Source organism: Clostridium sp. AM58-1XD, assembly GCF_003464085.1.
GTDB lineage: Bacteria > Bacillota > Clostridia > Lachnospirales > Lachnospiraceae > Lachnoclostridium_A.
This window is the reverse complement of sequence record NZ_QSDR01000009.1, coordinates 112,908-137,973: the sequence shown is the minus strand read 5'-3', so window position 1 is coordinate 137,973 and position 25,066 is coordinate 112,908. Positions and strand designations below refer to the sequence as shown.

The window sequence follows — 25,066 nt, the reverse complement described above, 5'->3', positions numbered from 1 at the left end:
TGGGACTGCCGGACAAACAGGGGATGATGATCCGAATCCGGTGGAACAGCGGACTGCTGAAAAGGGGAATCAGGCTGATGGATATTCCAGGCCTGGATTCCTTTGCCGGTTTCAGAGCGCAAAACAGCAGTGAATCTCACGACATGATAACGGTCCGCCGCATAAAAGAATGCGATGCGATGATGTGTCTTTTCGAAGGGGACGCGGTGGCCGGAAGCATGTGCTCCCTTGTCGAGGAATTTCTGCAGAATATGGATATTTCTGACATACTCGTCGTGATCAATAAGGCGGATATGGTAATGAATCCAGGGGCGACAGCCATCGCTCTGAACAACATATTCCGGAAGGCAGAACCGGAGGCATTCTATTTTATATCCTCCCTGGCCGGAGAATACCGTTTTGCTGAAAACGGTATTCCGGCATCGGAAATGAAACTGTGGAAGCAGAGGCGGGAGGATTACATAGAATTGCGGGAGGCGGATGGAAAAGAAAACGTACGGGAAGAAGAGTCGGCCCGGCGCTGGATGAAAAAGAGATATGAGAGGCCGTATCCTGTGATCAGCGGTGGAAAAATCAGAGAGCATTATGACTTCGCTAAATTCCTGGACAGGGTCGTAGCGGGAAGAGCGGACCTGTACAGGACAAAGCTGTTTATGAAAGCGTCGGATTGGGAACGGGAAGGGTATCAAAGGCTGAAAGAGGCGGTGAGCGTCCGTCAAATATGGTTGGAAAAGAGAGATGCCATCAGCACCGACCTGTCTGAACTCATACAGATGGGGATTGAAAAGATATACGCCGATTTTACGTCGGGAATGGAGAAGATATTAACTGATATTCGTGAGGATGAGAGAGAATTATCACAAAGCATAGAGCGGCTTTCCAAATACTTGACAGAGGCATTTAAACTTCTGAACAGTGAAAGCGCAAACCAGAGAGCGGTCCAGGTCGAAAATATGACTGCAATCGGAGGAAACTGTCTGATTTGGAACAGGTCTTACGGACGCCGGATACCGGCCGCATTGGGAAGAAATTATGAAATTTTAAGGGAAATGGCAAAATTGGAAGACGGGACTGGGAGCAGCTATGTCTTTCAGGAGGCAGTTATCATGCGCCGGGGAATCTATGATAAAATAGCCTCTGACAGAGAACGGTGGGCCAACGGGTATAAACAGCTGTGCTGCGACGTCAAAAACAGAATGGTTCTTCTCTATCATTATATGGTCAGACCAGGCATTAGCCGGCGCTTGAGCGGCATGAAAGAGACGGCCGGACTTTATAACGAATATATTGATACCTATGGAGAAGCGGCATGCCGGTCGGCGGCGGAAAAACTGCGATATCTGACGTCAGATGAGTTCTGCGGGGAGCAGATAGAAGAGGAACCGGTTCCGTTTCTGTGGGAAAGGCTGAAAGAGCGGGCAAATGATTATTTTTTTTTGTGCTCTTAATGGGGCGGGAAAGAATCTGAACGTATCCGGCGAGACGATCAGGCAAAACGAGGGCTGCTTTTTTATAATCAAAAAGGGCTGTTTTCTGGAGAAGTTGAAAGAGGACGTTTTTCGGGCTGAGGATATATCTTCGTTTGAAGAAGGGTTTCTTAAAGGCCTGAGGGAAACCGCGGCGAAGACCGTTCACAGCACGTTAAACAATTACGGCAGGGCTGTAATGACAGGAAAGCAGATAGAAGGGGAACTGACAGGGGCGGATGCAGGGTGGAGAGAGCATGTAAAAGCCATGCGGAGGAAAATGGAAGAACAATACAGGATGTTTCGAATGTTTACGGAGGAAACGGCCGAATGAAGAAAAGGATAAAAAATCTCTGGATTGAGGCGCTGAAAGGGGACGAGCATGCTCTGGCAAAGCTTGGGTTCGCCCTGTGGAATGGAAAAGGCTGCAGAAAAAATAGAGCTCTGGCCAGGGTATGCCTGGAAAGATCTGCGCAATGGGGAATCGCTCCGCTTTTTTTCTCTACCACAGGTTGCTTTCCAGAGGCAGGAAAGTGATCGACGACCAGTCTTACCGGGATATTTTCAGAGAATACCTGGAAGCTCCCGGCACGAGGAGTAAAAGAGAATTGATGAATTACCTGAGGCTGGGAACGAGGGAACAGAAAAGGGAGATCAGAGACCGCATGATGAGGTGGTAATATATGGAAAAATCATTTTACCACCTCAAATGGAGAAACAGGGTGATTCTCATAAAAATAAGACAATTTTGGACGTTAAAACACATATGGAAGGTAAAAATAGGAGGAATTATGAATAATCCCCCCACTTTGCCCCACTCGAAAAAAGGAGAAATATGGGATTTCATATTTTGCTGATATTTTAAAGCAAAATCCCGTATTTCTTCTTTACTTTTTTCTTAAAAAAAACTTGCCATTTCCCTGTAAATGTAATACTATAAATGTACAAGTGGTGGAAAGTGGAGCAAAGTGGTACAAAATGGTTACCATGTGGAACGCTTGTACAGTAGGTGATAAATCATGTTCATGGGTGAGTACAATCATACGGTAGACGCAAAGGGACGATTGATTGTTCCTTCAAAATTCAGAGAACAGCTGGGAGAAGAATTCGTTGTGACGAAGGGATTGGATGGCTGTTTATTTGTGTATGATAATTCTGAGTGGAAAGCCCTTGAAGAAAAGCTCCATGCGCTGCCCCTTACAAATGCAAACGCGAGAAAGTTCGCCAGGTTCTTTCTTGCAGGAGCCACTTCATGCGAAGTGGACAAGCAGGGACGTATTCTGCTTCCTGCCGTACTCCGGGATTTCGCAGGAATTGAGAAAGAGGCTGTCCTCGTAGGCGTGGGAAGCCGGATTGAAATCTGGAGCCGTGATTCTTGGAATACGATGAATACTTATGATGATATGGAAGAGATCGCAGAAAATATGGAAGGTCTGGGAATATAAATGTTTGAGCACAAATCAGTACTGTTGGAGGAAACCATCGAAAGCCTGAACATCAGGCCTGACGGGATTTATGTGGACGGTACCCTGGGCGGAGGCGGCCATGCATATCATGTCTGCGAGCGATTGGGAAAATACGGAAGATTAATCGGCATTGATCAGGACGAAGCGGCAATTGCTGCAGCTTCTGAACGGCTGGCTGACTACAAAGATAAAGTAACGATTGTAAGAAACAACTACGAGAACGTAAAGAGTGTTTTGGAAGAGCTGGGAATTGACAAGGTGGACGGCATCTATCTGGATCTGGGAGTATCTTCTTATCAGCTGGATACAGCGGAGAGAGGATTTACATACAGGGAAGATGTGCCTCTCGATATGAGAATGGATCAGAGGAAAGAAGAAACGGCCGCGGACATCGTCAATCATTACAGTGAATTCGATCTGTATCGGATGATCAGGGACTATGGTGAGGACAAGTTTGCAAAGAATATTGCGAAACACATTGTCAGGGCCAGATCGGAGAAGCCGATCGAAACTACGGGAGAGTTGACAGAGATTATTAAGGCTGCGATTCCCATGAAGGTAAGGGCTACCGGAGGCCATCCGGCGAAGCAGACGTTCCAGGCGATCCGGATTGAACTGAACCGGGAGCTGGAGGTCCTCAACGAGTCCATCGATACGATGATCGATCTGCTGAAACCAGGAGGAAGGCTTTCAATTATTACCTTTCATTCCCTGGAAGACAGGATTGTCAAGACACGCTTTAAGAACAACGAAAATCCGTGCATCTGTCCGCCGGACTTTCCGGTATGTGCATGCGGGAAGGTGAGCAGAGGAAGGGTCATAACGAGAAAACCGATTATCCTTCGACGGAGGAAATCGAGGCGAACAGCAGGGCGAAGAGTTCAAAACTGAGAGTGTTTGAACGGACTTAAACCCTGAATATTTAAGGGAGGTAAGGGCATGGCTGCAGGTAGAACTGTAAACAGCAGAGAACGGTATGTAGTAGATGGAAATACAGTACGCAAGGCAGCTCCGGCAAGAAGGCCGGACAACAGACCGGATAACCGGCCGGATGCGAAACGGCGCAGGCAGCTCAGACGCCGTCAGGAACGTGCGCTCTATATGGACTTGCCATATGTAGTGATGCTGACAATCGCAGCAATCTGTGCTCTTGCACTTTGCGTGAATTATCTCCATATGCAGTCTTCCATGACGAAGCAGATGGACGATATCGAAGAGATGGAGCAGAAGGTGGAAGCGCTCCGTGCAGAAAATGATGCCCTGGAGACCAGTATTAATACTTCTGTGGATCTGGATCACATTTACAAGGTTGCAACAGAAGAATTAGGAATGGTATATGCCAATAAGGATCAGGTGCTTTTATACGATAAAACAGAAAGCGAGTATATAAGACAGTATGAAGACATCCCGAAACACTAATCCCCGTGGCAGACAAAGAGGCAACAGGGGGTCGAAAAGACTGTTTGCACAATACATGCAGGAAAAGCTGGCGATTACCGTTCTGGTAATTACGCTGGCTTTGTTTGCTTTGGTAATGGTGCTTTACAACATAGTTAAAAATAATAAAGAAGAATATAACCAGATTGTATTAAACCAGCATTCTGCCTACGACAGCCGTACGCTGCCCTATAGAAGAGGCGATATTGTGGACCGAAACGGAACGTATCTGGCCACAAGCAAAAAGGTTTACAATCTGATCATAGATGCCAGAATGATTTCCTCCGGGCATGATGAAGAGAAAAATACGAATAAGTATCTGGACGCGACGACGACGGCGCTTTCCACGGCCTTCGGCTACGACCGGATGGAGCTGGTAGAGCTGATTCAGAATAATAAAGACAATCCATATATCCGCTATGCCAAAGAGATCACGAACGAGCAGAAAGAGGCTTTTGAAAAGCTCGTCGAAGATACGAATAAAACGAATAAGGAAGCCAAGAGCGATGCCAGGATAAAGGGCGTCTGGTTTGAAGACGAGTACAAGCGTTTCTATCCATGCGAAGACTTAGCCAGCAGTATTGTTGGTTTCTCTTCTGCCGACGGAACGGTGGGCACAGGAGGCATCGAGCAGTCTTATAACAGCACGCTGATGGGAACGAATGGAAGAGAATATGGTTACCTGAATGACGAGTCCAACCTGGAATGCGTGATTAAACCGGCAGTAAACGGCAATACCATCGTATCTACAATCGATGTGAACGTCCAGAGAATTGTGGAGAAGCATATCAGCGACTGGATGAATGAGACGGGGAGCGATAATATTGGCGTAATTGTAATGAATCCTAATAACGGCGAGGTCCTGGCTATGGCTTCAGACAGAAAGTTTAATCTGAACGATCCCAGAGATTTGACGGTCCGTTATACACAGGAAGAAATCGACGCCATGGATGAAAAGGCGAAGTCGGAAGCATGGTTTAATATATGGAGGAATTTCTGCGTCAGCGATACCTTCGAACCAGGTTCCCCGTCAAAGATTTTTACAATCGCTTCCGCTATGGAAGAGGGAGTGATATCAGGAAACGAGTCCTATCTGTGCGACGGCGTTCAGAGCGTGGGAGGCCATGATATTCACTGCGTAAACCGGTACGGCCACGGCCCGCTGACGGTGGAGGAAGGCCTGATGGTATCCTGCAACGACGTCATGATGCAGATCGCAGCCCAGGAGGGAAAAGACCGTTTCTACAAATATTACGATATGTTCGGCTTCGGGCAGAAGACGGGAATCGACCTTCCAGGCGAAGCAGATGCCAAAACGTTGGGATATACCGCGGCAACGGCGGATTCCGCGTCTCTGGCAACGAACGCATTCGGCCAGAACTACAACTGTACGATGATCCAGATGGCGGCGGCGTACTGTTCCGTTCTGAACGGAGGTTCCTATTATGAGCCGCATGTGGTAAAACAGATTTTAAATGAAAATGGTTCCGTAGTGAAGAAGATCGATCCTGTTCTGGTTCGGGAAACCGTTTCCCAGCCGACCAGTGATTTTATAAAGAAAGCCCTGTATGATACGGTCAACGCAGAAAAGGGTACGGGAAAGCTCGCCAAGGTAGAGGGCTATGAAATCGGCGGAAAAACCGGAACTGCAGAGAAGCTGCCGCGAGGCAACCGCAATTACGTCGTATCCTTTATCGGATTTGCGCCTCTTGAAAAACCGGAAGTGCTCGTTTACGTTGCGATCGACCAGCCTCACGTGGAGGACCAGCCTCACAGCTCCTACGCCAGCGCGGTATTTGCAAAAATTATGAAAGATATCCTGCCTTACCTGAACGTATTCCCGGTTACGGATACGGAGGATGTCCCGGAAGAGATCAAGAACCAGCTTCCTTCTGAAGAAGGAATCATCAGCAATGAGGGAGAGAGCCAGGAAGCAGGAACGGGAACCGAGGGAGAGACGGGAGAACCAACAGAACCAACGGAACCTACAGTTCCACAGACGTATCCTGATGAGGAATTCGTACCTCAGGATGAAGGAGGAAGCGGAATTCCTGCAGGTGTGCCTGGAACGGAAAACCAGACTCAGGGGGCGCCACCCCAGACATCGGAAGCCGCGGAAGAAACAACAGAAGGGGAAGGACAAAGATAACCATCATATTGTCGGCCAGGTCACATATATTATAACAACACTGTGCGGCGGAGACATGTATGAATGAAAACCGGACCCATCACAGAGCAAGAACAGTATTCCTGTGTATGATGCTGTGCCTCGTTATGGCAGTGTTGATGGGAAGACTGTTCTTTCTTATGATATTCAGGTCTGAATATTACAGCGAAAAAGCGGATGATCTCCATGAAAGGGAGAGAACGATCAAAGCGGCGAGAGGAAAAATTATCGACGCAAACGGGATTGTCATAGCGACCAATCGGACGGTATGTACGATTTCCGTCATCCACAACCAGATTGAAGACCCGGAACGGGTCGTGGAGGCACTGTCGGAGAAACTGGGGATTGCCAGCGAAGAAGTGGAGAAAAAGGTCAAAAAATACAGTTCCAGGGAGATTATTCAAACGAATGTGGACAAAGCCCTGGGGGATGAAATCAGGGACATGGGTCTGGCAGGAGTGAAGGTGGACGAGGATTATAAGAGATATTATCCATATGACTCCCTTGCTTCCCGCGTTCTGGGATTTACAGGAGGAGACAATCAGGGGATCATCGGCCTGGAAGTAAAATACGAAAAATATTTAAAGGGACAGAATGGAAAAATACTGACGCTGGCCGATGCCGCCGGCGTAGAGATCGAAAATGCAGCGGAAGACAGGGTAGAGCCGATTGCCGGCCGGGATCTGAGGATCAGTCTGGATGTGAATATCCAGAAATACGCAGAGCAGGCGGCTTACCAGGTCATGGAAAAGAAGGGGGCAAAAAGGGTATCGGTCATCGTGATGAATCCGCAGAACGGCGAAATCATGGCGATGGTAAATGTGCCGGAATTCAATCTGAATGATCCGTTCAACCTCCCGGAGGGGCAGGGGGACGGCCTGGATGCGCAGAAGAAGCAGGAGCTGCTGAACCAGATGTGGAGAAATTACTGCATCAACGATACGTATGAACCAGGCTCCACCTTTAAAATTGTGACGGCTGCGGCAGGTCTGGAAGCAGGCGTGGTCCATCTGGACGACCGCTTTTCCTGCCCCGGTTTCCGCGTGGTGGAAGACCGGAAAATCAGATGCCATAAGGTAGGCGGCCACGGAGCAGAGGACTTTTTACACGGGATGATGAATTCCTGTAATCCGGTCCTGATCGATGTCGGCCAGCGCCTCGGCGTGGATTCCTACTATCAGTATTTTACCCAGTTCGGTCTGAAGGAAAAGACGGGAATCGATCTGCCGGGGGAGGCAGGGACGATTATGCATAAAAAGGAGAATATGGGACCGGTGGAACTGGCTACGGTGTCCTTCGGCCAGTCGTTCCAGATCACGCCCATACAGCTGATTACAACAGCTTCGTCGATCATTAACGGCGGACACAGGGTGACGCCTCATTTTGGAGTGGAAACGGTGAGCTCAGACGGCAAGGACATCCGCAGGTTTGAATATCCGGAAGGAAGGCGGATTTTGTCGGAAGAGACCAGCGCCACCATGAGGTATATTCTGGAACAGGTAGTGGCGGAAGGAAGCGGTAAGAATGCGAAGATTCCCGGTTACAGAATCGGAGGGAAAACGGCCACTTCCGAAAAGCTGCCGAGAAGTTTAAAAAAATATATTTCTTCATTTATTGGTTTTGCACCGGCGGATAATCCGCAGGTAATCGCCCTGATTACGATCGACGAACCTCAGGGAATTTATTATGGAGGAACGATTGCTGCACCCGTAATTGCAGACATATACAGGAATATCCTTCCGTATATGGGAATAGAGGCAACAGAGGAAGAAACTGCCGCTGCCTTTCGAATCTATAGTTGATTATTCCGGAAAAAAGACGTATACTATTGACTGTGTGGCTTTTTTCAGCACTGATCCACGCCATAAATACATAGTAGCTGTTCATAACGGCAATGCCGTACGGAACAGTTATAATACATATACGATAGAGGTGCGACATGATTAATGAAACCATATTGGCAATTATAATTTCATTTGCTATCAGCGCTTTGCTTTGCCCGATAGTGATTCCGTTTCTACACAAACTGAAATTCGGCCAGCAGGTCCGCGACGACGGGCCTCAGGCACATCTGAAAAAACAGGGTACGCCTACGATGGGAGGACTGGTGATTCTGGCCAGTATCATCATCACGTCCGTGCTCTACATTAAAGACTATCCGAAGATCATACCGGTGCTGTTCGTCACAGCCGGTTTTGGGATTATCGGTTTTCTCGACGATTATATTAAAATCGTCATGAAACGTTCAGAAGGCCTGAATCCCCTTCAGAAGCTGGTGGGGCAGTTCGTCATAACCGGGATTTTCGCCTATTATCTAGTAAGCTCAGGCGAAGTCGGCACGTCCATGCTGATTCCGTTTACCGGAGGATTTGACCGGGGACTCATGCTTTCATTAGGATGGCTGTTTGTGCCTTTTGTATTCTGCGTCGTTCTCGGAACGGACAATGGAGTGAACTTTACCGACGGACTGGATGGGCTTTGTACCAGCGTTACTATTCTTGTCGCAACTTTTATGACGATCGTAGCAATCGGTGAAAATACGGGAATCAGCCGATTACGGGAGCGGTAACAGGAAGTCTTCTCGGATTTCTTCTGTTCAACGTATATCCTGCAAGGGTATTCATGGGAGATACCGGTTCTCTGGCCCTCGGCGGTTTTGTGGCGTCCAGCGCATTTATGATGCAGATGCCGATATTCATACCGATTATCGGATTTATTTACATGGTAGAAGTGTTATCTGTAATCATACAGGTGACCTATTTTAAACGCACCGGTGGAAAGCGTATTTTTAAAATGGCCCCAATCCATCACCACTTCGAGCTTTGCGGATGGTCTGAGACGAGAGTGGTGGCTGTATTTTCCATTACGACAGCGATTCTCTGCCTGGTAGCTTATTTAGGATTATAGGAGGGAAAAAGGACATGAGTAGTCAGAAAGTGATTGTTGCAGGAACAGGCAAAAGCGGAATCGCCGCAGCAAAACTGCTTCTGGAGATGGGAGGCGAAGTTGTCCTCTATGACAGCAACGCAGATTTGGATGAAGTAAAAATAAGAGACAATTTTGATAAAACGGCGAAAGTCGACGTGGTTTTGGGAGATTTGAAGCGCAGCGACCTGTTGGGAGTGGAACTGTGTATTATCAGCCCGGGTATACCGCTGGAAGCGCCGTTTGTGGCCGTGCTGGACGAGGTGAAGATTCCGATTTGGAGTGAAATTCAGCTGGCTTACCAGTGTGCCAGAGGGAAACTTGCTGCGATAACGGGGACGAACGGCAAGACTACGACGACAGCTCTAGTAGGCGAAATAATGAAGTCGTTTTACAGCGATGTTCATGTGGTGGGCAATATCGGCACGCCGTATACGCAGGAAGCGCTTCTGACAGAAGACGATTCCGTAACGGTAGCGGAAGTGAGCAGCTTCCAGCTGGAGACGATTATGGATTTCAGGCCGAACGTAAGCGCCATTCTCAATATTACGCCGGATCATCTGGACCGTCACAAGACGATGGAGTGCTATGTGGCGGTAAAAGAGAGCATCACCATAAACCAGACGGAAGAAGATACATGTGTATTGAATTACGATGATGAAATCCTGAGAGAATTCGGGCAGAGAAAAGAACTGAAACCGAAGGTCGTATTCTTCAGCAGCCACGAAAGGCTGGCGGAGGGCATTTATCTGGACGGAGACACGATTATGTACCGCAGAGGCGGCAAGGAAACAGAAGTGGTAAACGTTCATGACTTAAAGCTGTTGGGTCGTCACAACCATGAAAACGTGATGGCTGCCGTCGGCGTATCCCTGGCTATGGGAGTGCCGATGAAGAACATACAGCAGGTGGTAAAAGACTTCACAGCCGTGGAGCACAGAATCGAATTTGTTCTGGAACGGGCAGGCGTGAAGTATTACAATGACTCCAAGGGAACGAATCCGGATGCGGCAATTCAGGCGATCAAGGCCATGCCGGGACCGACCCTGTTGATCGCGGGCGGTTACGATAAGAACGCCCAGTATGACGAATGGATTGAGAGCTTTGAAGGTAAGGTGAAATACCTGGTTCTCATCGGACAGACAAGAGATAAAATCGCGGATTGCGCAAAAGCTCACGGCTTTACGGAAATCATGTACGCAGAAGATCTGGAAGAGGCGGTTCACGTATGTGCCTCTTACGCGGATATGGGCGACAACGTCCTGCTTTCTCCTGCATGTGCCAGCTGGGGCATGTTTAAGAACTATGAAGAGCGCGGGCGCATTTTTAAGGAATGCGTAAAAAGCTTGTAATTCCGCCTTTTCAATATCCATAGAAGGGATTGATGCGGTAAGTGGCAGGTAGAAGGCCTGAAATGGCTTATGAAGAAGAGGTTAGGCGTAAAAAAAAGAAAAGAGTCCGCAGGTTTTACGATTACAGTCTGCTGTTCACGATTATATTTCTGACAGTATTCGGACTGATTATGATTTACAGCGCCAGTTCCTATAAGGCGCAGATTCTTCATGACGGTGATGCGGCATATTTCATGAAGAGGCAGGCCATGATCGCGCTGGCAGGTTTTTTTATCATGCTGGTGATTTCCAAAATCGATTATCATGTGTTCGCCAGATTTGCATTTCTCGCCTATGGACTTTCTTATGTACTGATGATAGCGGTAAGCCTTGTGGGACGCAAGGTAAACGGAAAGAGAAGATGGCTGGGCGTGGGAACATTAAGCTTTCAGCCGACGGAGTTTGTTAAGATCGCGCTGATCGTATCCCTGGCGGTGGTGATTACCCAGATGGGCAAGAAGATCAACAACTGGCGTTCCATGTGTTTTGTGGCGGGGCTTGCCCTTCCTCTTGCACTGCTCGTCACGCTGAACAACCTGAGTTCCGGTATTATTATCTGCGGAATCGTATTTGTTATGCTTTTTGTGGCGACGAAGAAGAAACTGGTATTTGCCGCTTGCGGAGGAGCTGCCGTATTCACCCTGACCTTTGCGGGCCAGATCGGCGCAGGCCTCACGGCTGTCGGGCTTCTTCATGACTACCAGCTGAACCGAATCAACGTATGGCTGAATCCGGAACAGTTTTCTCAGGAAGGCGGATTCCAGGTGCTTCAGGGACTGTATGCCATCGGCTCCGGAGGTCTGATGGGAAAAGGGCTGGGAGAGAGTATCCAGAAAATGGGATTCGTGCCGGAGGCGCAGAACGATATGATCTTTTCCATTATCTGTGAAGAGCTGGGCCTGTTCGGTGCCGTATCGGTCATCCTGATCTTCGTTTTTATGATATACAGATTTATGCTGATTGCCAATAATGCGCCTGATCTGTTCGGCGCGCTCATGGTAGTGGGAGTCATGGGACATATTGCGATTCAGGTCATCCTGAATATCGCCGTTGTTACGAATACGATCCCCAATACGGGTATCACCCTGCCGTTTATCAGCTATGGAGGTACGTCGGTTCTGTTTCTGATGATGGAGATGGGGCTGGTGCTCAGCGTATCCAACCAGATTAAGCTGGAAAAATAAGGCCGGTTAAGGAAGCCTTCCATAATTTATGTACAGAGACGTGCATTCCTGCATAAGATAGGATATAGAAGTTGCAGGAGGCAGTGGAATTGTCAAACATACAAATCTGTGGGAGAACGTCCCTTCGCGGCGAAATAGAGATACAGGGTTCAAAAAATGCAGTACTGCCGATGATGGCAGCTTCCGTACTTCACAAAGGAATTACGATTATTGAAAATGTCCCCAGAATACAGGACGTCTCCTGCATGATGGGGATATTAGAATATATAGGATGCAGATGCAGCATGGAAGGGAATGTTCTTGCCATCGATGCAGATGGGGATTTGAAGAGCGAGGTCCCGGAGGACTATGTCAAAATGATGCGCTCATCCATTATCCTTCTGGGAGCCCTTTTGGGCAGGAACAGGAGAGCATTTACATGTTATCCGGGAGGATGTTCCATAGGAAAGCGTCCTGTCGACCTGCATTTGAAGGCGCTCGAAAGGCTGGGAGCTGTAATCAGGGAAGACGGATGCAGGATTTTGGCTGCGGCAGACAAACTCGTCGGAGCCGATATTTTCTTTCCGTTCCCCAGCGTGGGAGCCACGGAAAATGCGCTTCTCGGCGCAGTCAGAGCCGAGGGAAGGACGGTGATCCATGGAGCGGCCATGGAACCGGAGATCATATCATTCTGCCGTTTTTTAAGCGGGATGGGAGCGTGCATATCAGGGGTGGGAACGGATGAACTGATCGTTCTGGGAGTAAACGGTTTTCACGACAGCCGCTTTCATGCTCCCGGGGACAGAATTGTAGCAGGCACTTACCTGATGGCGGCCATGGCGGCCGGAGGGGAAGTAAAGGCAAAGGGAATCTTCCCGGAAGAACTTGCCAGGGTAGAAGCGGTGCTAAAACAGGCGGGAGGAGATGTAACTGCCGGATCGGATTACGTATCGGTGAAAATGAACGGCAGGGTGAAGCCGGTATCTGTCGCTACCGGGCCATATCCGGAATTTCCCACGGATCTGCAGTCTCCGTTTTTAGCGCTGATGGCAGGGGCAGACGGGGTGAGCAGAATTGAAGAAAATATTTTCGACGGCCGGTATGAGGCTGTGCGGGAACTGAGAAAAATGGGGGCCGATATTTTTGTGGAAGGGAATGCGGCCATTGTTAACGGAGGCAGACGTCTTCACGGCGCAGAAGTAGAAGCGACCGACCTGCGGGGAGGCGCGGCTCTCGTGGCGGCAGCTCTGGCTGCCGACGGAGTGACAAGAATAAAAAAATGCTATCATATAGAAAGAGGTTATGAAGATATCTGCCGTGATTTGAAAGCGGTCGGAGCGGATATCCGATGGATAGAGGACTAAAGGAGGAACCCATGAATCCCCAGAAGAAAAAAGGCAGAGTCGTGGCAGGAGCAGCCTTTGCTGTTCTGCTCCTGCTCGTCATCGCAGTGCTGTCCATGAATATCAGAGAGATCACGATTACAGGAAATACCAAATATACGAATGAAGAGCTTGTTCAAAGGCTGTTTCCGGAGAAAAAGGACCGGAATATGGCATACAGTTACCTGAAATACCGGTTTGGAGATCACGAAAAGATTCCGTTTATAGAAGATTATAAGATTGTATTCCAGGGATTCCATAAGATCGAAGTGATTGTCTATGAGAAAAAGATCGTCGGCTATCTGACTTATATGAGCAGTAATATGTATTTTGATAAGGATGGAATCATCGTGGAAAGCACGAATAAAAAGCTGGACGGCATACCGCTTGTGACAGGGCTCAAGTTTGGACACATTGTACTGTATCAGCCTCTGCCTGTGGAAAATGAAGAAATTTTTGACGATATTTTAAACCTTACACAGGCGCTCTCCGGCTATGAAATAAAGGTGGACAAGATCCAGTATGACGGTAAACGGAATGCGAATCTGATCATGGGGGATATCGAGGTGGTTTTAGGAGATGATTCCGATATCAACGGCAAAATATCAGCCCTTAACGACATGCTGCCGGCCCTTCAGGGAATGGCAGGAGTACTTTATCTGGACACTTTTGACGAAACGAATACCAGCATGATGTATACTTTTAAGAAAAAGTGAAAATTTTCATAATTTGTTGAAAAATTACGGAATTAGTGGTTGATATTTTTTTGAAAATCAAATATAGTATAAGATAAGGTCAAAAAGTACATTCATAGCGTTATAGCGAAGATAGATAGTGAGAAGTTAAAGGAGGATATATTCTTGTTAGAGATTAAAATAAATGAGGCTGAAAATGCTGCGAGGATTATTGTAATTGGTGTAGGCGGTGCAGGAAATAATGCCGTTAACAGAATGATTGATGAGAATATCGCCGGTGTGGAATTCATTGGTATTAACACGGACAAGCAGGCATTGCAGTTCTGCAAGGCTCCTACGGCGATGCAGATCGGCGAGAAGCTTACAAAGGGACTCGGAGCAGGAGCAAAGCCTGAGATCGGCGAGAAAGCTGCGGAAGAGAGTTCTGAAGAACTGGCACAGGCCATGAAAGGTGCGGATATGGTGTTCGTGACCTGCGGTATGGGCGGCGGTACAGGTACCGGCGCTGCTCCTGTTGTAGCCAAAATTGCAAAAGATATGGGGATTCTCACAGTAGGAGTGGTTACAAAACCGTTCCGCTTTGAAGCGAAAACACGTATGTCCAATGCACTTCAGGGAATTGAGAACTTGAAAGAGAGTGTGGATACCCTGATTGTAATTCCGAATGATAAACTTCTTGAAATCGTAGACAGAAGGACAACCATGCCTGAAGCTCTTAAGAAAGCAGATGAGGTTCTTCAGCAGGCCGTTCAGGGGATAACAGATCTGATCAATGTTCCGGGGCTGATTAACTTAGATTTTGCTGACGTTCAGACCGTTATGACGGACAAGGGCATCGCTCACATCGGCATTGGCCATGCAAAGGCGACGAAAAGGCCAAGGAAGCAGTAGAGCAGGCAGTATCCAGCCCGCTTCTTGAGACCACGATTGAGGCGCAAGCCATGTCATCATTAATATTTCCGGAGATATCAGCCTGATTGAAGCCAATGAAGCTGCAAGCTACGTTCAGGAGCTGGCAGGCGACGAGGCAAATATCATCTTCGGTGCTATGTACGATGAAAATGCACAGGATGAGGCTACAATTACCGTTATCGCAACAGGTCTTACGGACAAGACTTTGATCAGCACGCCTGTATCTAAAGTAATGAAAGATTTCAGCAACCCGAATCCATATAAGAAGCTGGCTCCAAAGATGCCGTCTTCTTCAGCAGAGGCAGCAGCAACGGCAAATCATTCCTATCAGCAGCCGGCAGCAGCGCCTTCTCAGCAGGGGTATGGAAAACAGTCCTTTAATACACAGGCTCAGCCGCGCCAGGGAGGCGGACAGGCGCCTGCGGCCTCCGGCCAGAAGACAAACCCGTCCGGCGGATATAACAGACAGATTAACCGTGAAGGAATCGTAATCCCATCCTTCCTCCAGGATCGAAATAAAAAGAACTAAAAAAATCCCCGCGCCCGAAAAGCGCGGGGATTTTTGCTGCGGATTGACCGCCAGGTCAAGCCGATTCCCTTCCCGCGCCAAAAAAGCGCGGGGATTTTTGCTGCGGATTGACCGCCAGGTCAAGCCGATTCCCTTCCCGCGCCCGAAAAGCGCGGGGATTTTTGCTGCGGATTGACCGCCAGGCCAAGCCGATTCCCTCCCCGCGCCTGAAAAGCGCGGGGATTTTTGCTGCGGATTGACTGCCAGGTCAAGCCGATTCCCTTCCCGCGCCCGAAAAGCGCGGGGATTTTTGATGTACACGAATCGACATAAAGATTGACGGCCATATACAAAAAAGAGATATAATTGTGAAAGATAATGTGAGATATTGACCATAAACTGGCATAGGATGGTAAATGTATGGGCAGATGTGCTGATAATGAAGAAGCAGGGATTTACGTAATCGACGATCAATACCATGTCGTATCTTTTAATAAAAAAGTACAGGCGATTTTTGCGCGCCTGAAAAAGGGGGATGTCTGTTATCGGGTATTTTGCGATGAAGAGGAACCTTGCAGGGGCTGCCCGCTCGAGCGGCGGGAAACGGAATCCGTCATGTTCTATAATAAGATTATGCAGAAGTGGCTGGAAGTGGACAGCGGGAATATTGAGTGGCCGGGATCAGGCAGCTGCACGGTTATTATGGTTAAAGAGATCAGAGAAGGCAATAAAAATCTGTTCTATAATCTGACGAATATCTCCGTTTATGACGAACTGTTCGAACTCAATCTGACGAAAAATACATACAGGATTCTCTATCATATCAACGGAAAATATGTGATTCCGGAGGTAGAAGGTGCTCTGGATCAGATGATGAGAGATGTATCCGATTATATGATTCATCCAGATGACAGAGAAGGCTTTCTGGCCTTTTGGAATTTAAACAGCATCTTTGACCGCGCTTCCATGGGAAAGGAAAATCAGGTGCTGAGAGGGCAGTTTCGAAAAAGGATGCAGACAGGGGAATACTGCTGGGTAAGCCAGATCGTCGTGCCTCTGTTTAACGAGAGACAGAGCGATCACATAGTGATGTGCTTTATACAGGACATCAACGATCAGAAGATCAAAGAACGGAAAACGGCAGAACAGAACAGCCTTCTGGAGACTGGGAAAGACAGACTGACCGGACTTTACCGGAGAAATATATTTTTCAACGAGGCAGAGCAGTTTTTGAAACAGCACAGAGGCGTAAAATACTGCCTGATGGCAATTGATATCGAACATTTCAAACTGTTTAACGAGTGGTACGGACAGGAAGAGGGGGACCAGTTTTTAGTCGGCATAGGAAGACAGCTGGGGAAGCTTCAGGATGAAAACAGGGGAATTGCCGGCTACATGGGAGGAGATGATTTTGTCATTATCCTGCCCGATGACAAAAAGCTGCTCAATGAGCTTCAGGAAAGGATCATTGGGCTTGTCAGGCAGTACGGAGATAACGCCGGATTTTTCCCTGCGTTCGGCATATACGTAATAGAGGAAGAAACTATTTCCGTCAGCACCATGTATGACAGGGCCGCCATCGCCCTGGAATCTGTCAAGGGAAACTATGCGCAGAGAGTGTGCGTTTACGACTCGCGCATGATGAAGAAGATGGAAGAAAATCACCTCCTTCTGTCAGAGGTGCAGAGGGCGTTAGAAAACAGAGAATTCACATTTTACCTGCAGCCTCAGTGCGACATGACGAATGGAAAGATTGTGGGAATGGAATCGCTTGTGCGCTGGAACCATCCAAAACGCGGAATGATTCCTCCGGGAGATTTCATACCGATACTGGAAAAAAACGGGTTTATCACCAATCTGGATATCTATGTTTGGGATACGGTTTGCAGCCACGTAAGAAGGTGGATTGACAGGGGAAGGCGGCCGATTCCAGTCTCCATCAATGTTTCCCGGGTGGATATCTATACGCTGGATATTGTGGAATGCCTGCGGGGACTTGTAAAGAAGTATGACCTGGAGCCGAGGCTGATTGAAGTAGAAATTACGGAAAGCGCTTATTCAGAGGAATATCAGATCATTTCCGGAGTAATCGAAAATCTGAGAAAAGCCGGATTTCTGGTGCTGATGGACGACTTTGGAAGCGGCTATTCTTCCCTTAATATGCTCAAGGATGTCAACGTAGATGTGTTGAAGATCGACATGAAATTTCTCAACATGACGGAACAGAGTGCAGGAAAGGGAGTCGGAATTCTGGAAACCATTACAAGCATGGCGCGGTTCATGGGGTTGAAACTGATCGCAGAAGGCGTGGAGACGAAAGAACAGATGGACTTTCTCGTAAATATGGGCTGCCTTTACGGACAGGGATATTACTTACACCGTCCCATGCCGATTGACATGTGCGAAGCTATTCTGGAAGACGAATCGAATATAGATTTCAGAGGTATAAGAGGAAAGATCATCGATCGGCTGAGAATTAAAGAACTTCTGAATGACGACATTTTCAGCGAGACGATGATGAACAATATTCTCGGGGGAATCGGCCTGTATGAAGCATGCGGCAGGGAAATAAAGCTGTTGAGGGTCAATGAACAGTATTACAAGGTTACGGGAATGAATCCCGTTGATCTGGAAGAGGGAAAGAAAAATATTCTGGAAGCCGTCTACCAGGAAGATTACGGCACAATTTTACATATTTTCAGTGAAGCGTACAGGAACCAGCTAAAAGGAGCCGAGGGTGACGTACGCCGGTATAAAGGAGATGGAAGCGTTGTATGGATTCATTTCCGGGCCTTTTTCCTGAGGGAGCAGGACGGAAGAAAGCTGTATTACGGCTCAATCAGCGATGTCTCTGAGCAGAAGCAGAAGGAGAAGAGGCTGGAGGCTTCCCAGAGGGCGCTGGCAGCTGTTGTAAACGTATCGAATAAGGACCGGGCATTTATGAGGCTGACAGAAGAAAACAGAAGGGCTGCAGCCGCAATTTTTGCACAGATGAGTCCGGGCGGAATGATCGGCGGCTACTGTGAAGACGGTTTCCCCCTCTATTTTGCCAACTATGAAATGGTAAAGCTCCTGGGATATGATTCTTATGAGGAACTAGAGCAGGCCATAGACGGAAAAGTAATCAATACGATTCATCCAGATGACAGAGAGCAGGTGGCCCGTGATATCGGCCCGGAATACTATCCCGGTCTGGAATACACCACCACGTACCGTATGCCGAAAAAGGACGGAACGTGGTTCTGGTCCCTGGACAAAGGGAAGATCGTCCAGGCAGAGGACGGCAGGCTTGCGATCGTAAGCGCCTGTACGGACATATCAGAACCGATGATGGCACGGCAGCAGCTGGCAGAACGAAATGCCCTTTTGACGGAAAAAAATCAGGAACTCTATTTTCTGAACAATGATATGCCTGGAGGATATCACCGCTGTGCACGGACGCCGGATTATGATTTTACTTATATCAGCAGCCGTTTTCTGGAGATATTCGGATATACAAGGAAGGAGATTACGGAAATCTTTGGCGATAAATTTATGAATATGGTTCATCCCGACGACAGGAAGAAGGTTGACATGGGGGTAGAATACCTGAAGGAAAACGGCAGCGGCTACAGCATCGAATATCGGATGATGAGCAAAAAGGGCTATATCTGGGTGGTCGACCAGAGTCAGTATATGGAATACGGAGGAAGAACATTTCTGCAAGGAGTGATTATGGACGTGACTGAAACGGTGAAACTGAGGAACAGGATGAAGGTTCTTATGAAAGAGATGCAGGCGGACAAAAGCAGAGCGGACAAAAGCCCGTACAGACATGGGGCGCGTTTAAAAAAGGAATGATCGTGAAGGTTTTGCAAAAGCAGGCGGAAGGGACAAAGGTGCTGTATATTGAAAAATCATAAGCTGTTTAAAACGAATTTGGTAATCAGTATTGTTTTAATAATCGGCTTCGTCCTGACTGCAGTTTTCAGCTACAGAGCCAATTATCAGGCTTCTCTGGACAGGATTGAGCAGGTTTCATCCTTGACGTCCGAGGGCATTTATTATCGTCTTACAACAATGTTCGCAAAGCCGGTCAATATTTCACTGACAATGGCTCATGACAGCCTCCTTGCCGAACACCTTCAAAAGGAGGGGGATAATCCTGATCCTGCCGGTTATATCGATACGACCAGAACTTATCTGGAAACGTACAGGAAAAAGTATGGATTTGACTCTGTATTTCTGGTCTCAACCGCTACAGGAAATTATTATAACTTTGACGGACTGGACCGGGTGCTGACGAGAGAAGATCCCGAAAACGAATGGTATTATCGGCTTCTGGACGATGATTCGGAATATACGATAAATATTGACAACGATGAGGTCAAAGGCGCGGATAATGATATTACGGTCTTTGTAAACTGCAAGGTACAGGACACGGACGGTACGGTTCTCGGAGTAGTCGGCGTCGGCATCCGAATCGACTACTTAAAGGAGCTGCTGGCGGGATATGAAAATAAATATGGAATTGAAGCGAGCCTCGTCAGTTCTGACGGCTATATCCAGATATCCACTACGTATACGGGATATGAACATAAAGACTGGTTTGAGGTGTATGGACAGGAAAATATAAGAGAACAGATTTTAGGCTGGAAAAAAGACCGGTCGAACCTGGAACTGTGGTCTTCCTCTGATTTGTCCAGTATTGAAAGAAGCTATATCGTAACCAGGTATATACCGGAGCTTTCGTGGAGCCTTATTATTGAGCAGAATACGGGGAGGCTGGCAAGAGAAATTCACCGCCAGGTCTGCCTGACAGGTTTCATCCTTGCAGCGGTTATTCTGATTGTCCTCATAGTAATAACGACCGTAATTAAAAACTTCAACAGACAGATTACGGAACTGATGGAGGAAAGGCAGGCAGTATTTAAAAGAGCCACGGAAGAACTTTATGATAACATTTATGAATTTAACATAACGAGAAACTGTTATGTAGGGAAACGGACAGAAGAGTATTTCGAAAGCCTGGGGGCGAAGGGATTTCCATATGATGAGGGGCTGAGAGTAATTGCTGAAAAGCAGATCAAAGAGGAGTACAGGGAAGGATATGTAAAGACGTTCAGCCCGCAGAATGTAATGCGGGAATACGATCAGGGAAATAATCATCTCAGATATGATTTTATGATTACGCAGGACGGGAGGGATTATTATTGGATGCGGATTGACGCATACGTGTTCTATTCCGCAGAAGACGACTCCCTTCATATGTTTACCTACCGGAAAAATATTGATGAGGAGAGAAAACGGGAGATTCAGGCCCTTACAGACGGAATGACGGGATTTCTGACAAGAACATCAGCGGAGCGCTTTATCAGCAGCAGCCTTTCTGAGAACCCTGGTGAGCGATATGCATTTTTCATTTTTGATATCGATAACTTCAAACAGGCGAACGACTGCTTCGGCCATGTATTCGGCGATTTGTGCATACGCAGGTTTACAGAAATCATACGGGACCATTTCAGGAAGAATGATATCCTTGGACGAATTGGAGGGGATGAGTTCGCGGCGTTTATTCAGGTTCCGGACGAAAGCTGGGTGAATAAAAAAGCAGAGGAATTATCGGCGGCCCTGAACACCGTCTGCATCAGCGGGGAAGCCAGATGGGAGATGTCGGCCAGCATTGGAGTCGCCATAAGCCCGGAAGACGGAACCGATTTCGACACTTTGTATCAGAATGCAGATGGGGCTCTCTATCAGACAAAACAGAGAGGAAAGAACGGATTTACCGTTCGCCATTAACCAGAAACGCCCACGATATCAGATCCGGCAATTGCTGCCGTTCTAGAACAAAATCTGATATCGGGGGGCGTTTTTTTACTTTTCGTGGAAAACCTTATTCTTGCAAAGTGTTAAAGTGCTTGATTCCTGGATAGGAAAAAGCGATCCTCTATGGACAGCGTACCCGCATGATCGGGTAGGCGCACTCGCGGGAAAGGATTTATGCCGCTGAGGCGGTATCATGCCCCGCTTTACCGGGAACCGCGCTGGCGCGGCGGTTCGCCGTGGTGAATCCGCCGGTCTTCGAAGGGAAAATACGGGTGTTCGTCCTTGGGGATCAGAGTATGAGGCGGATGCCGTATTCCTTGAGCCAGTAATTGATCTGAAGAATATAGGCCATCATCTGAGGCGCAGCCATCAGCTGTCCGTACCACGGCTTTCCATAATCAGACGGGCTTTCAAGGAATTTTTCGACCTTCTTTTTATCCAGGAAGGGGAGGACTGGGGAAGCAGAATCCGCCATCATTTCACGGACTCTGGAGGCGATGAGGGATTCATATCCCGTATCATACGTCTTCGGATAAGGCGATTTTCGCCGCCAAAGGATTTCTTCCGGCAGAAGACCGCTTCCGGCTTCGCGCAGAAGGCCTTTGACGACACCGCCGCTGGCTTTCATATCCCACGGCACATTCCAAAGATATTCAATGATGCGGTAATCGGCAAAAGGCACCCGGGCTGCAAGGGCGGAATAAGAGCCGTCTCTGTCCATACGGTTTAAAAGCGTCTGCATAAACCATTTCAGATTCAGATATGCAATTTTCCTGCGCTTCTTTTCTTCCGGGGAGTCTCCTTCCCAGGCCGGAGTCTCCGCAACTGATTTGTGGTATGCTTCTGCTACATAATCTTCCATGCCCAGATAGTCGGTAAACTCGTCTTTCAGAAGCACCTTTCTGGCATCCAGATCCATAGTCCATGGGAAGGTGTCTGCTGAAAGGCACTCTTCTTTGTGGAACCAGGGATAGCCGCCGAAGATCTCGTCGGCGCATTCTCCCGTCAGGACGACGTGACTGTCATGCCCTACAAGAGAACAGAAGTACAGCATGGAGGAATCCACATCCGCCATATTCGGGAGGTCATGTGCTTTGATCGAATCGTAAAGGGCATCCGCCTGGTTGCGTGTGGTACATTCCAGATAATGATGGTCGCTGTCCAGGAAGGAAACCATTTTTTCTACGAATGGTTTATCGAGGGAAGGCTGAAAAGCTGTGGCGTGAAAATATTTTTCGCTGTCTGCGAAATCAAAGGAATAGGTGGTAAGGCGCCGGTTATGTTTTTTCAGTTCTCTGGCACAGACGGCGGAAACAAGGCTGGAATCTACACCTCCGGAGAGAAAGGTACAAATAGGCACATCGGATTCCATCTGACGGAGGATGGCATCCTGGACCAACTGAGATGTTTTTGCGACGGTGGTCTCATAATCGTCCTCGTGGGGGTGGCTTGAGAGGGTCCAGTAACAGGTTTCATTAAGTCCGTCTGAAGAACAGGAGAGAAAATGGGCGGGCAGAACTTCGCGTATCCCGCAGAAGATTCCGCTGCCGTATGTTCTGGCCGGTCCAAGGCTGAATACTTCATTCAGGCCTGTTTTGTCCAGCTGCGGACGGATGTTCGGAAAGGAAAACAGTCCTTTGATTTCAGAGGCAAAGACCAGTTCGCCGTCCTGATAGGAATAAAAAAGCGGCTTGATGCCGGAACGGTCCCGGAACAGGCGTACCGACGAAGCGGTGCTGTCATACAGGGCTATGGCAAAGGGCCCGTTTACCTGTTCGATGAAGTCGGGGCCGTATTCAAAAAAACCGGCCAGCAGAACTTCGCCGTCGCTGGGCGGGAAAGAACCGGACGCAAGTTCAGTAAACCCTTTGGAAACCAGATCCTGAACCAGCTCTTTTTTATTATATAATTCGCCGTCGCATACGAGCGTCAGGGTACGGTCCCCCTTTTTCATCTGAACCGGCTGATGGCCTGTTTTTGTATCGTTGACAGCCAGCCATGTTCTGGAAAGGCCGCAGTGAGAAGAGAGAAAGGTGCCGGAGTCATCGGGACCGCGCCGTTTCAGCACTCTGTTAAAATGATCCAGCTGATTCTGATAGTATTCTTCCCGATCCATATAATCTTTGGAAGGATGATAAAATCCTGCAATACCTGACATAAATACATCTCCTTATATGTTTGTTTATTTCTGAAAAAAGCGTTTCCCGCAGAGGGAGTATGGCCGTAGAACCGGCCGCGCTCCGAAGCGGGAGTTCCGCAGGGGAACTCTTTGTTCCAAATGTCCTAGAGAAGGAAGCAGGCGACGATGAAAGCGGCTGTGAATCCGATAAATACAGGAACCAGATTCTTCCTAGCCAGTTCCAGCGGGCTGACATTGCAAATGGCTGCTACAGGGATAATGCCCCAGGGAACAATCGTGCCTCCTCCTACGAAGATGGCGGCAATCTGGCCGAGAGAAGCGAGCACCGGTACGGAAGCCCCAACGGCGGAACCGAAGGTGTTTGCGAGAGAACCGGTAAGCGGCAGCCCTGAGAAGCCGGAGCCGTCCAGGCCGGTGAGGCCGCCTACGATCAGTTCGATCAGGGCAGCCATATATTTGTTCATAGGCGCGTTGTGAGCCAGCCATACGGCCCAGTCATTCATGATTCCATTTCCGGCAAATGAATCGCCCATGATCTGGCCGATGCCTTCGCCGCCTAAAAAGAAAAATGCTCCGATAACGATAACGGGAGCAAAGATTTTGATAGCGAACAGAAAACCGTCGGTCAAATAATCCGTTACCTTTTCCAGAGCTCTTTTCTGGAACCCGAGAACTGCGCCTGCGCACATGAGCAGTACGGCAGTTCCTGATACGATACTCGTAGCATCACCGCCGTTTAAGTGGAAGACAACCATGAAGATGATGTCGCACAGGAAAGCGGCAGGAGTGAGAATGGCCAGAATGACAGCAGCTTTTTTCAGCCTTCCGGAGTCTTCCGGAATATCCGGAATTTCCTCCTCTTCATCGGCTGTCAGAGCGTGAAGAGCCGGATTTTCTTCTGAGAAAGCCATGGATTTTCTGTTGAGAAGAAAGGCTGAAATGACGGTTACGGCGCCCATGGCCCAGAAAATGTATTTTCCTTCACTGAGAATCTGCGAAGCGTCAATCCCTGCAGCGCCGGCAGATATAGCGGGAGCTCCCTGAATGACGAAATCATAGCTCAGCGCAATTCCGTGGCCGAAGAGATTCATGGCCATGGCAGCAGCCAGCGGCTTCAGGCCGGCCCTCACGGCAAATGGGAGCATAATGGCTCCGACGAGGGCGACAGACGGGGAAGGCCATAAGAACAGGGAGAAGATGAGCATGGTCAACCCAAGGATCCACCATGTGACCTGCGGAGTTTTCATTACCTTGGACATGGGGGTCATGAGCAGATAGTCGCTTCCAAGATCCATAAGGCATTTTGAAAGAGCTGTGACGAGGGCGATTGTGGCAATGATTTCCATGAACTGAATCGCGGCGTAGAGGATGGAGTTGAATACAACCTGAACGCCGCCGATAATGCTTCCAAGTCCGACTGCACCGATGAGAAACAAAAAACCGATGCAGACGGCCGGCGTGTCCTTTTTGAGAATCATGACCGTAAGGATGACAATAACGCCAATTATATACAAATAATGAAGCGGAGTCAGCGTAATGGCAGTTTCCAGCATGATGATTGCTCCTTTAGAATAGGATATATTTTATATATATGTTCAGAACGAAA

General features: G+C 48.2%; 16 protein-coding genes and 3 pseudogenes. 17 read left to right on the top strand and 2 right to left on the bottom strand.

Going from position 1 to position 25,066, the window contains the following annotated elements; all coding sequences use genetic code 11:
* The 17 genes and pseudogenes from DXA13_RS07660 to DXA13_RS07585 all read left to right on the top strand — a co-directional run.
* The coding region (locus tag DXA13_RS07660) for a hypothetical protein (RefSeq protein ID WP_207662153.1) at positions 1-1,448 on the top strand (1,448 nt) is incomplete at its 5' end.
* On the top strand, positions 1,423-1,800 hold the full coding sequence (locus DXA13_RS07655) for a hypothetical protein (RefSeq protein ID WP_118243066.1): 378 nt from the start codon (positions 1,423-1,425) through the stop codon (positions 1,798-1,800). The genes DXA13_RS07660 and DXA13_RS07655, both read left to right, overlap by 26 nt.
* Complete coding sequence (locus tag DXA13_RS07650; protein WP_118243064.1) at positions 1,797-2,003, top strand: SEL1-like repeat protein; 207 nt, start codon at positions 1,797-1,799, stop codon at positions 2,001-2,003. Before DXA13_RS07655 ends, DXA13_RS07650 begins: the two co-directional genes overlap by 4 nt.
* Complete coding sequence (locus tag DXA13_RS20950) at positions 2,000-2,146, top strand: hypothetical protein (protein WP_181995566.1); 147 nt, start codon at positions 2,000-2,002, stop codon at positions 2,144-2,146. The genes DXA13_RS07650 and DXA13_RS20950 overlap by 4 nt, the downstream gene beginning before the upstream one ends.
* A gap of 339 nt (positions 2,147-2,485) precedes the next feature.
* Positions 2,486-2,911 carry a division/cell wall cluster transcriptional repressor MraZ gene (gene mraZ, locus DXA13_RS07645; protein ID WP_118243061.1) on the top strand — a complete coding sequence of 142 codons (426 nt, stop codon included), beginning with the start codon at positions 2,486-2,488 and terminating at the stop codon, positions 2,909-2,911.
* A pseudogene (rsmH, locus tag DXA13_RS07640) lies at positions 2,912-3,843 on the top strand (16S rRNA (cytosine(1402)-N(4))-methyltransferase RsmH). It begins immediately after the preceding gene.
* 28 nt (positions 3,844-3,871) lie between these two features.
* On the top strand, positions 3,872-4,351 hold the full coding sequence (locus tag DXA13_RS07635; RefSeq protein ID WP_118243059.1) for a septum formation initiator family protein: 480 nt from the start codon (positions 3,872-3,874) through the stop codon (positions 4,349-4,351).
* A 55-nt stretch (positions 4,352-4,406) separates the two neighbouring features.
* Positions 4,407-6,518 carry a penicillin-binding protein 2 gene (locus tag DXA13_RS07630; protein WP_347559757.1) on the top strand — a complete coding sequence of 704 codons (2,112 nt, stop codon included), beginning with the start codon at positions 4,407-4,409 and terminating at the stop codon, positions 6,516-6,518.
* Positions 6,519-6,577: 59 nt separating this feature from the next.
* Positions 6,578-8,338, top strand: a complete 1,761-nt coding sequence (locus DXA13_RS07625) for a penicillin-binding transpeptidase domain-containing protein (RefSeq protein ID WP_118243055.1) — start codon at positions 6,578-6,580, stop codon at positions 8,336-8,338.
* A 137-nt stretch (positions 8,339-8,475) separates the two neighbouring features.
* Positions 8,476-9,443, top strand: a pseudogene (mraY, locus tag DXA13_RS07620) (phospho-N-acetylmuramoyl-pentapeptide-transferase).
* A 14-nt stretch (positions 9,444-9,457) separates the two neighbouring features.
* Positions 9,458-10,813, top strand: coding sequence for a UDP-N-acetylmuramoyl-L-alanine--D-glutamate ligase (gene murD, locus DXA13_RS07615; protein WP_118243053.1), 1,356 nt, complete (start codon positions 9,458-9,460; stop codon positions 10,811-10,813).
* A gap of 62 nt (positions 10,814-10,875) precedes the next feature.
* Positions 10,876-12,036, top strand: a complete 1,161-nt coding sequence (locus DXA13_RS07610; protein WP_118243051.1) for an FtsW/RodA/SpoVE family cell cycle protein — start codon at positions 10,876-10,878, stop codon at positions 12,034-12,036.
* 89 nt (positions 12,037-12,125) lie between these two features.
* Positions 12,126-13,379 (top strand): UDP-N-acetylglucosamine 1-carboxyvinyltransferase, encoded by a 1,254-nt coding sequence (gene murA, locus DXA13_RS07605; RefSeq protein ID WP_118243049.1) that lies wholly within the window; start codon positions 12,126-12,128, stop codon positions 13,377-13,379.
* A gap of 11 nt (positions 13,380-13,390) precedes the next feature.
* Complete coding sequence (locus DXA13_RS07600) at positions 13,391-14,113, top strand: cell division protein FtsQ/DivIB (RefSeq protein WP_118243047.1); 723 nt, start codon at positions 13,391-13,393, stop codon at positions 14,111-14,113.
* A gap of 144 nt (positions 14,114-14,257) precedes the next feature.
* Positions 14,258-15,533, top strand: a pseudogene (gene ftsZ / locus DXA13_RS07595) (cell division protein FtsZ).
* A gap of 399 nt (positions 15,534-15,932) precedes the next feature.
* On the top strand, positions 15,933-19,352 hold the full coding sequence (locus tag DXA13_RS07590) for an EAL domain-containing protein (RefSeq protein ID WP_118243045.1): 3,420 nt from the start codon (positions 15,933-15,935) through the stop codon (positions 19,350-19,352).
* 48 nt (positions 19,353-19,400) lie between these two features.
* Positions 19,401-21,293 (top strand): sensor domain-containing diguanylate cyclase, encoded by a 1,893-nt coding sequence (locus tag DXA13_RS07585; protein ID WP_118243042.1) that lies wholly within the window; start codon positions 19,401-19,403, stop codon positions 21,291-21,293.
* Positions 21,294-21,609: 316 nt separating this feature from the next.
* Here DXA13_RS07585 and asnB read toward each other — a convergent pair whose 3' ends face one another.
* Entirely contained in the window at positions 21,610-23,478 is a 1,869-nt protein-coding gene (gene asnB, locus DXA13_RS07580) for an asparagine synthase (glutamine-hydrolyzing) (protein ID WP_118243040.1), read from the bottom strand.
* Positions 23,479-23,603: 125 nt separating this feature from the next.
* The gene (locus DXA13_RS07575; RefSeq protein ID WP_118243038.1) at positions 23,604-25,013 is read right to left on the bottom strand and encodes a citrate transporter; all 1,410 of its coding nucleotides are present in this window, start codon (positions 25,011-25,013) and stop codon (positions 23,604-23,606) included.
* Positions 25,014-25,066: the final 53 nt, after the last annotated feature.

Coding starts and splice junctions, on each gene's coding strand:
- DXA13_RS07575 (WP_118243038.1), bottom strand. CDS start 25,013: ATGCTGGAAACTGCCATTACGCTGACTCCGCTTCATTATTTGTATATA.
- DXA13_RS07650 (WP_118243064.1), top strand. CDS start 1,797: ATGAAGAAAAGGATAAAAAATCTCTGGATTGAGGCGCTGAAAGGGGAC.
- DXA13_RS07635 (WP_118243059.1), top strand. CDS start 3,872: ATGGCTGCAGGTAGAACTGTAAACAGCAGAGAACGGTATGTAGTAGAT.
- DXA13_RS07610 (WP_118243051.1), top strand. CDS start 10,876: ATGGCTTATGAAGAAGAGGTTAGGCGTAAAAAAAAGAAAAGAGTCCGC.
- DXA13_RS07625 (WP_118243055.1), top strand. CDS start 6,578: ATGAATGAAAACCGGACCCATCACAGAGCAAGAACAGTATTCCTGTGT.
- DXA13_RS07630 (WP_347559757.1), top strand. CDS start 4,407: ATGCAGGAAAAGCTGGCGATTACCGTTCTGGTAATTACGCTGGCTTTG.
- DXA13_RS07590 (WP_118243045.1), top strand. CDS start 15,933: ATGGGCAGATGTGCTGATAATGAAGAAGCAGGGATTTACGTAATCGAC.
- asnB (WP_118243040.1), bottom strand. CDS start 23,478: ATGTCAGGTATTGCAGGATTTTATCATCCTTCCAAAGATTATATGGAT.
- murD (WP_118243053.1), top strand. CDS start 9,458: ATGAGTAGTCAGAAAGTGATTGTTGCAGGAACAGGCAAAAGCGGAATC.
- mraZ (WP_118243061.1), top strand. CDS start 2,486: ATGTTCATGGGTGAGTACAATCATACGGTAGACGCAAAGGGACGATTG.
- DXA13_RS07655 (WP_118243066.1), top strand. CDS start 1,423: ATGATTATTTTTTTTTGTGCTCTTAATGGGGCGGGAAAGAATCTGAAC.
- DXA13_RS07600 (WP_118243047.1), top strand. CDS start 13,391: ATGAATCCCCAGAAGAAAAAAGGCAGAGTCGTGGCAGGAGCAGCCTTT.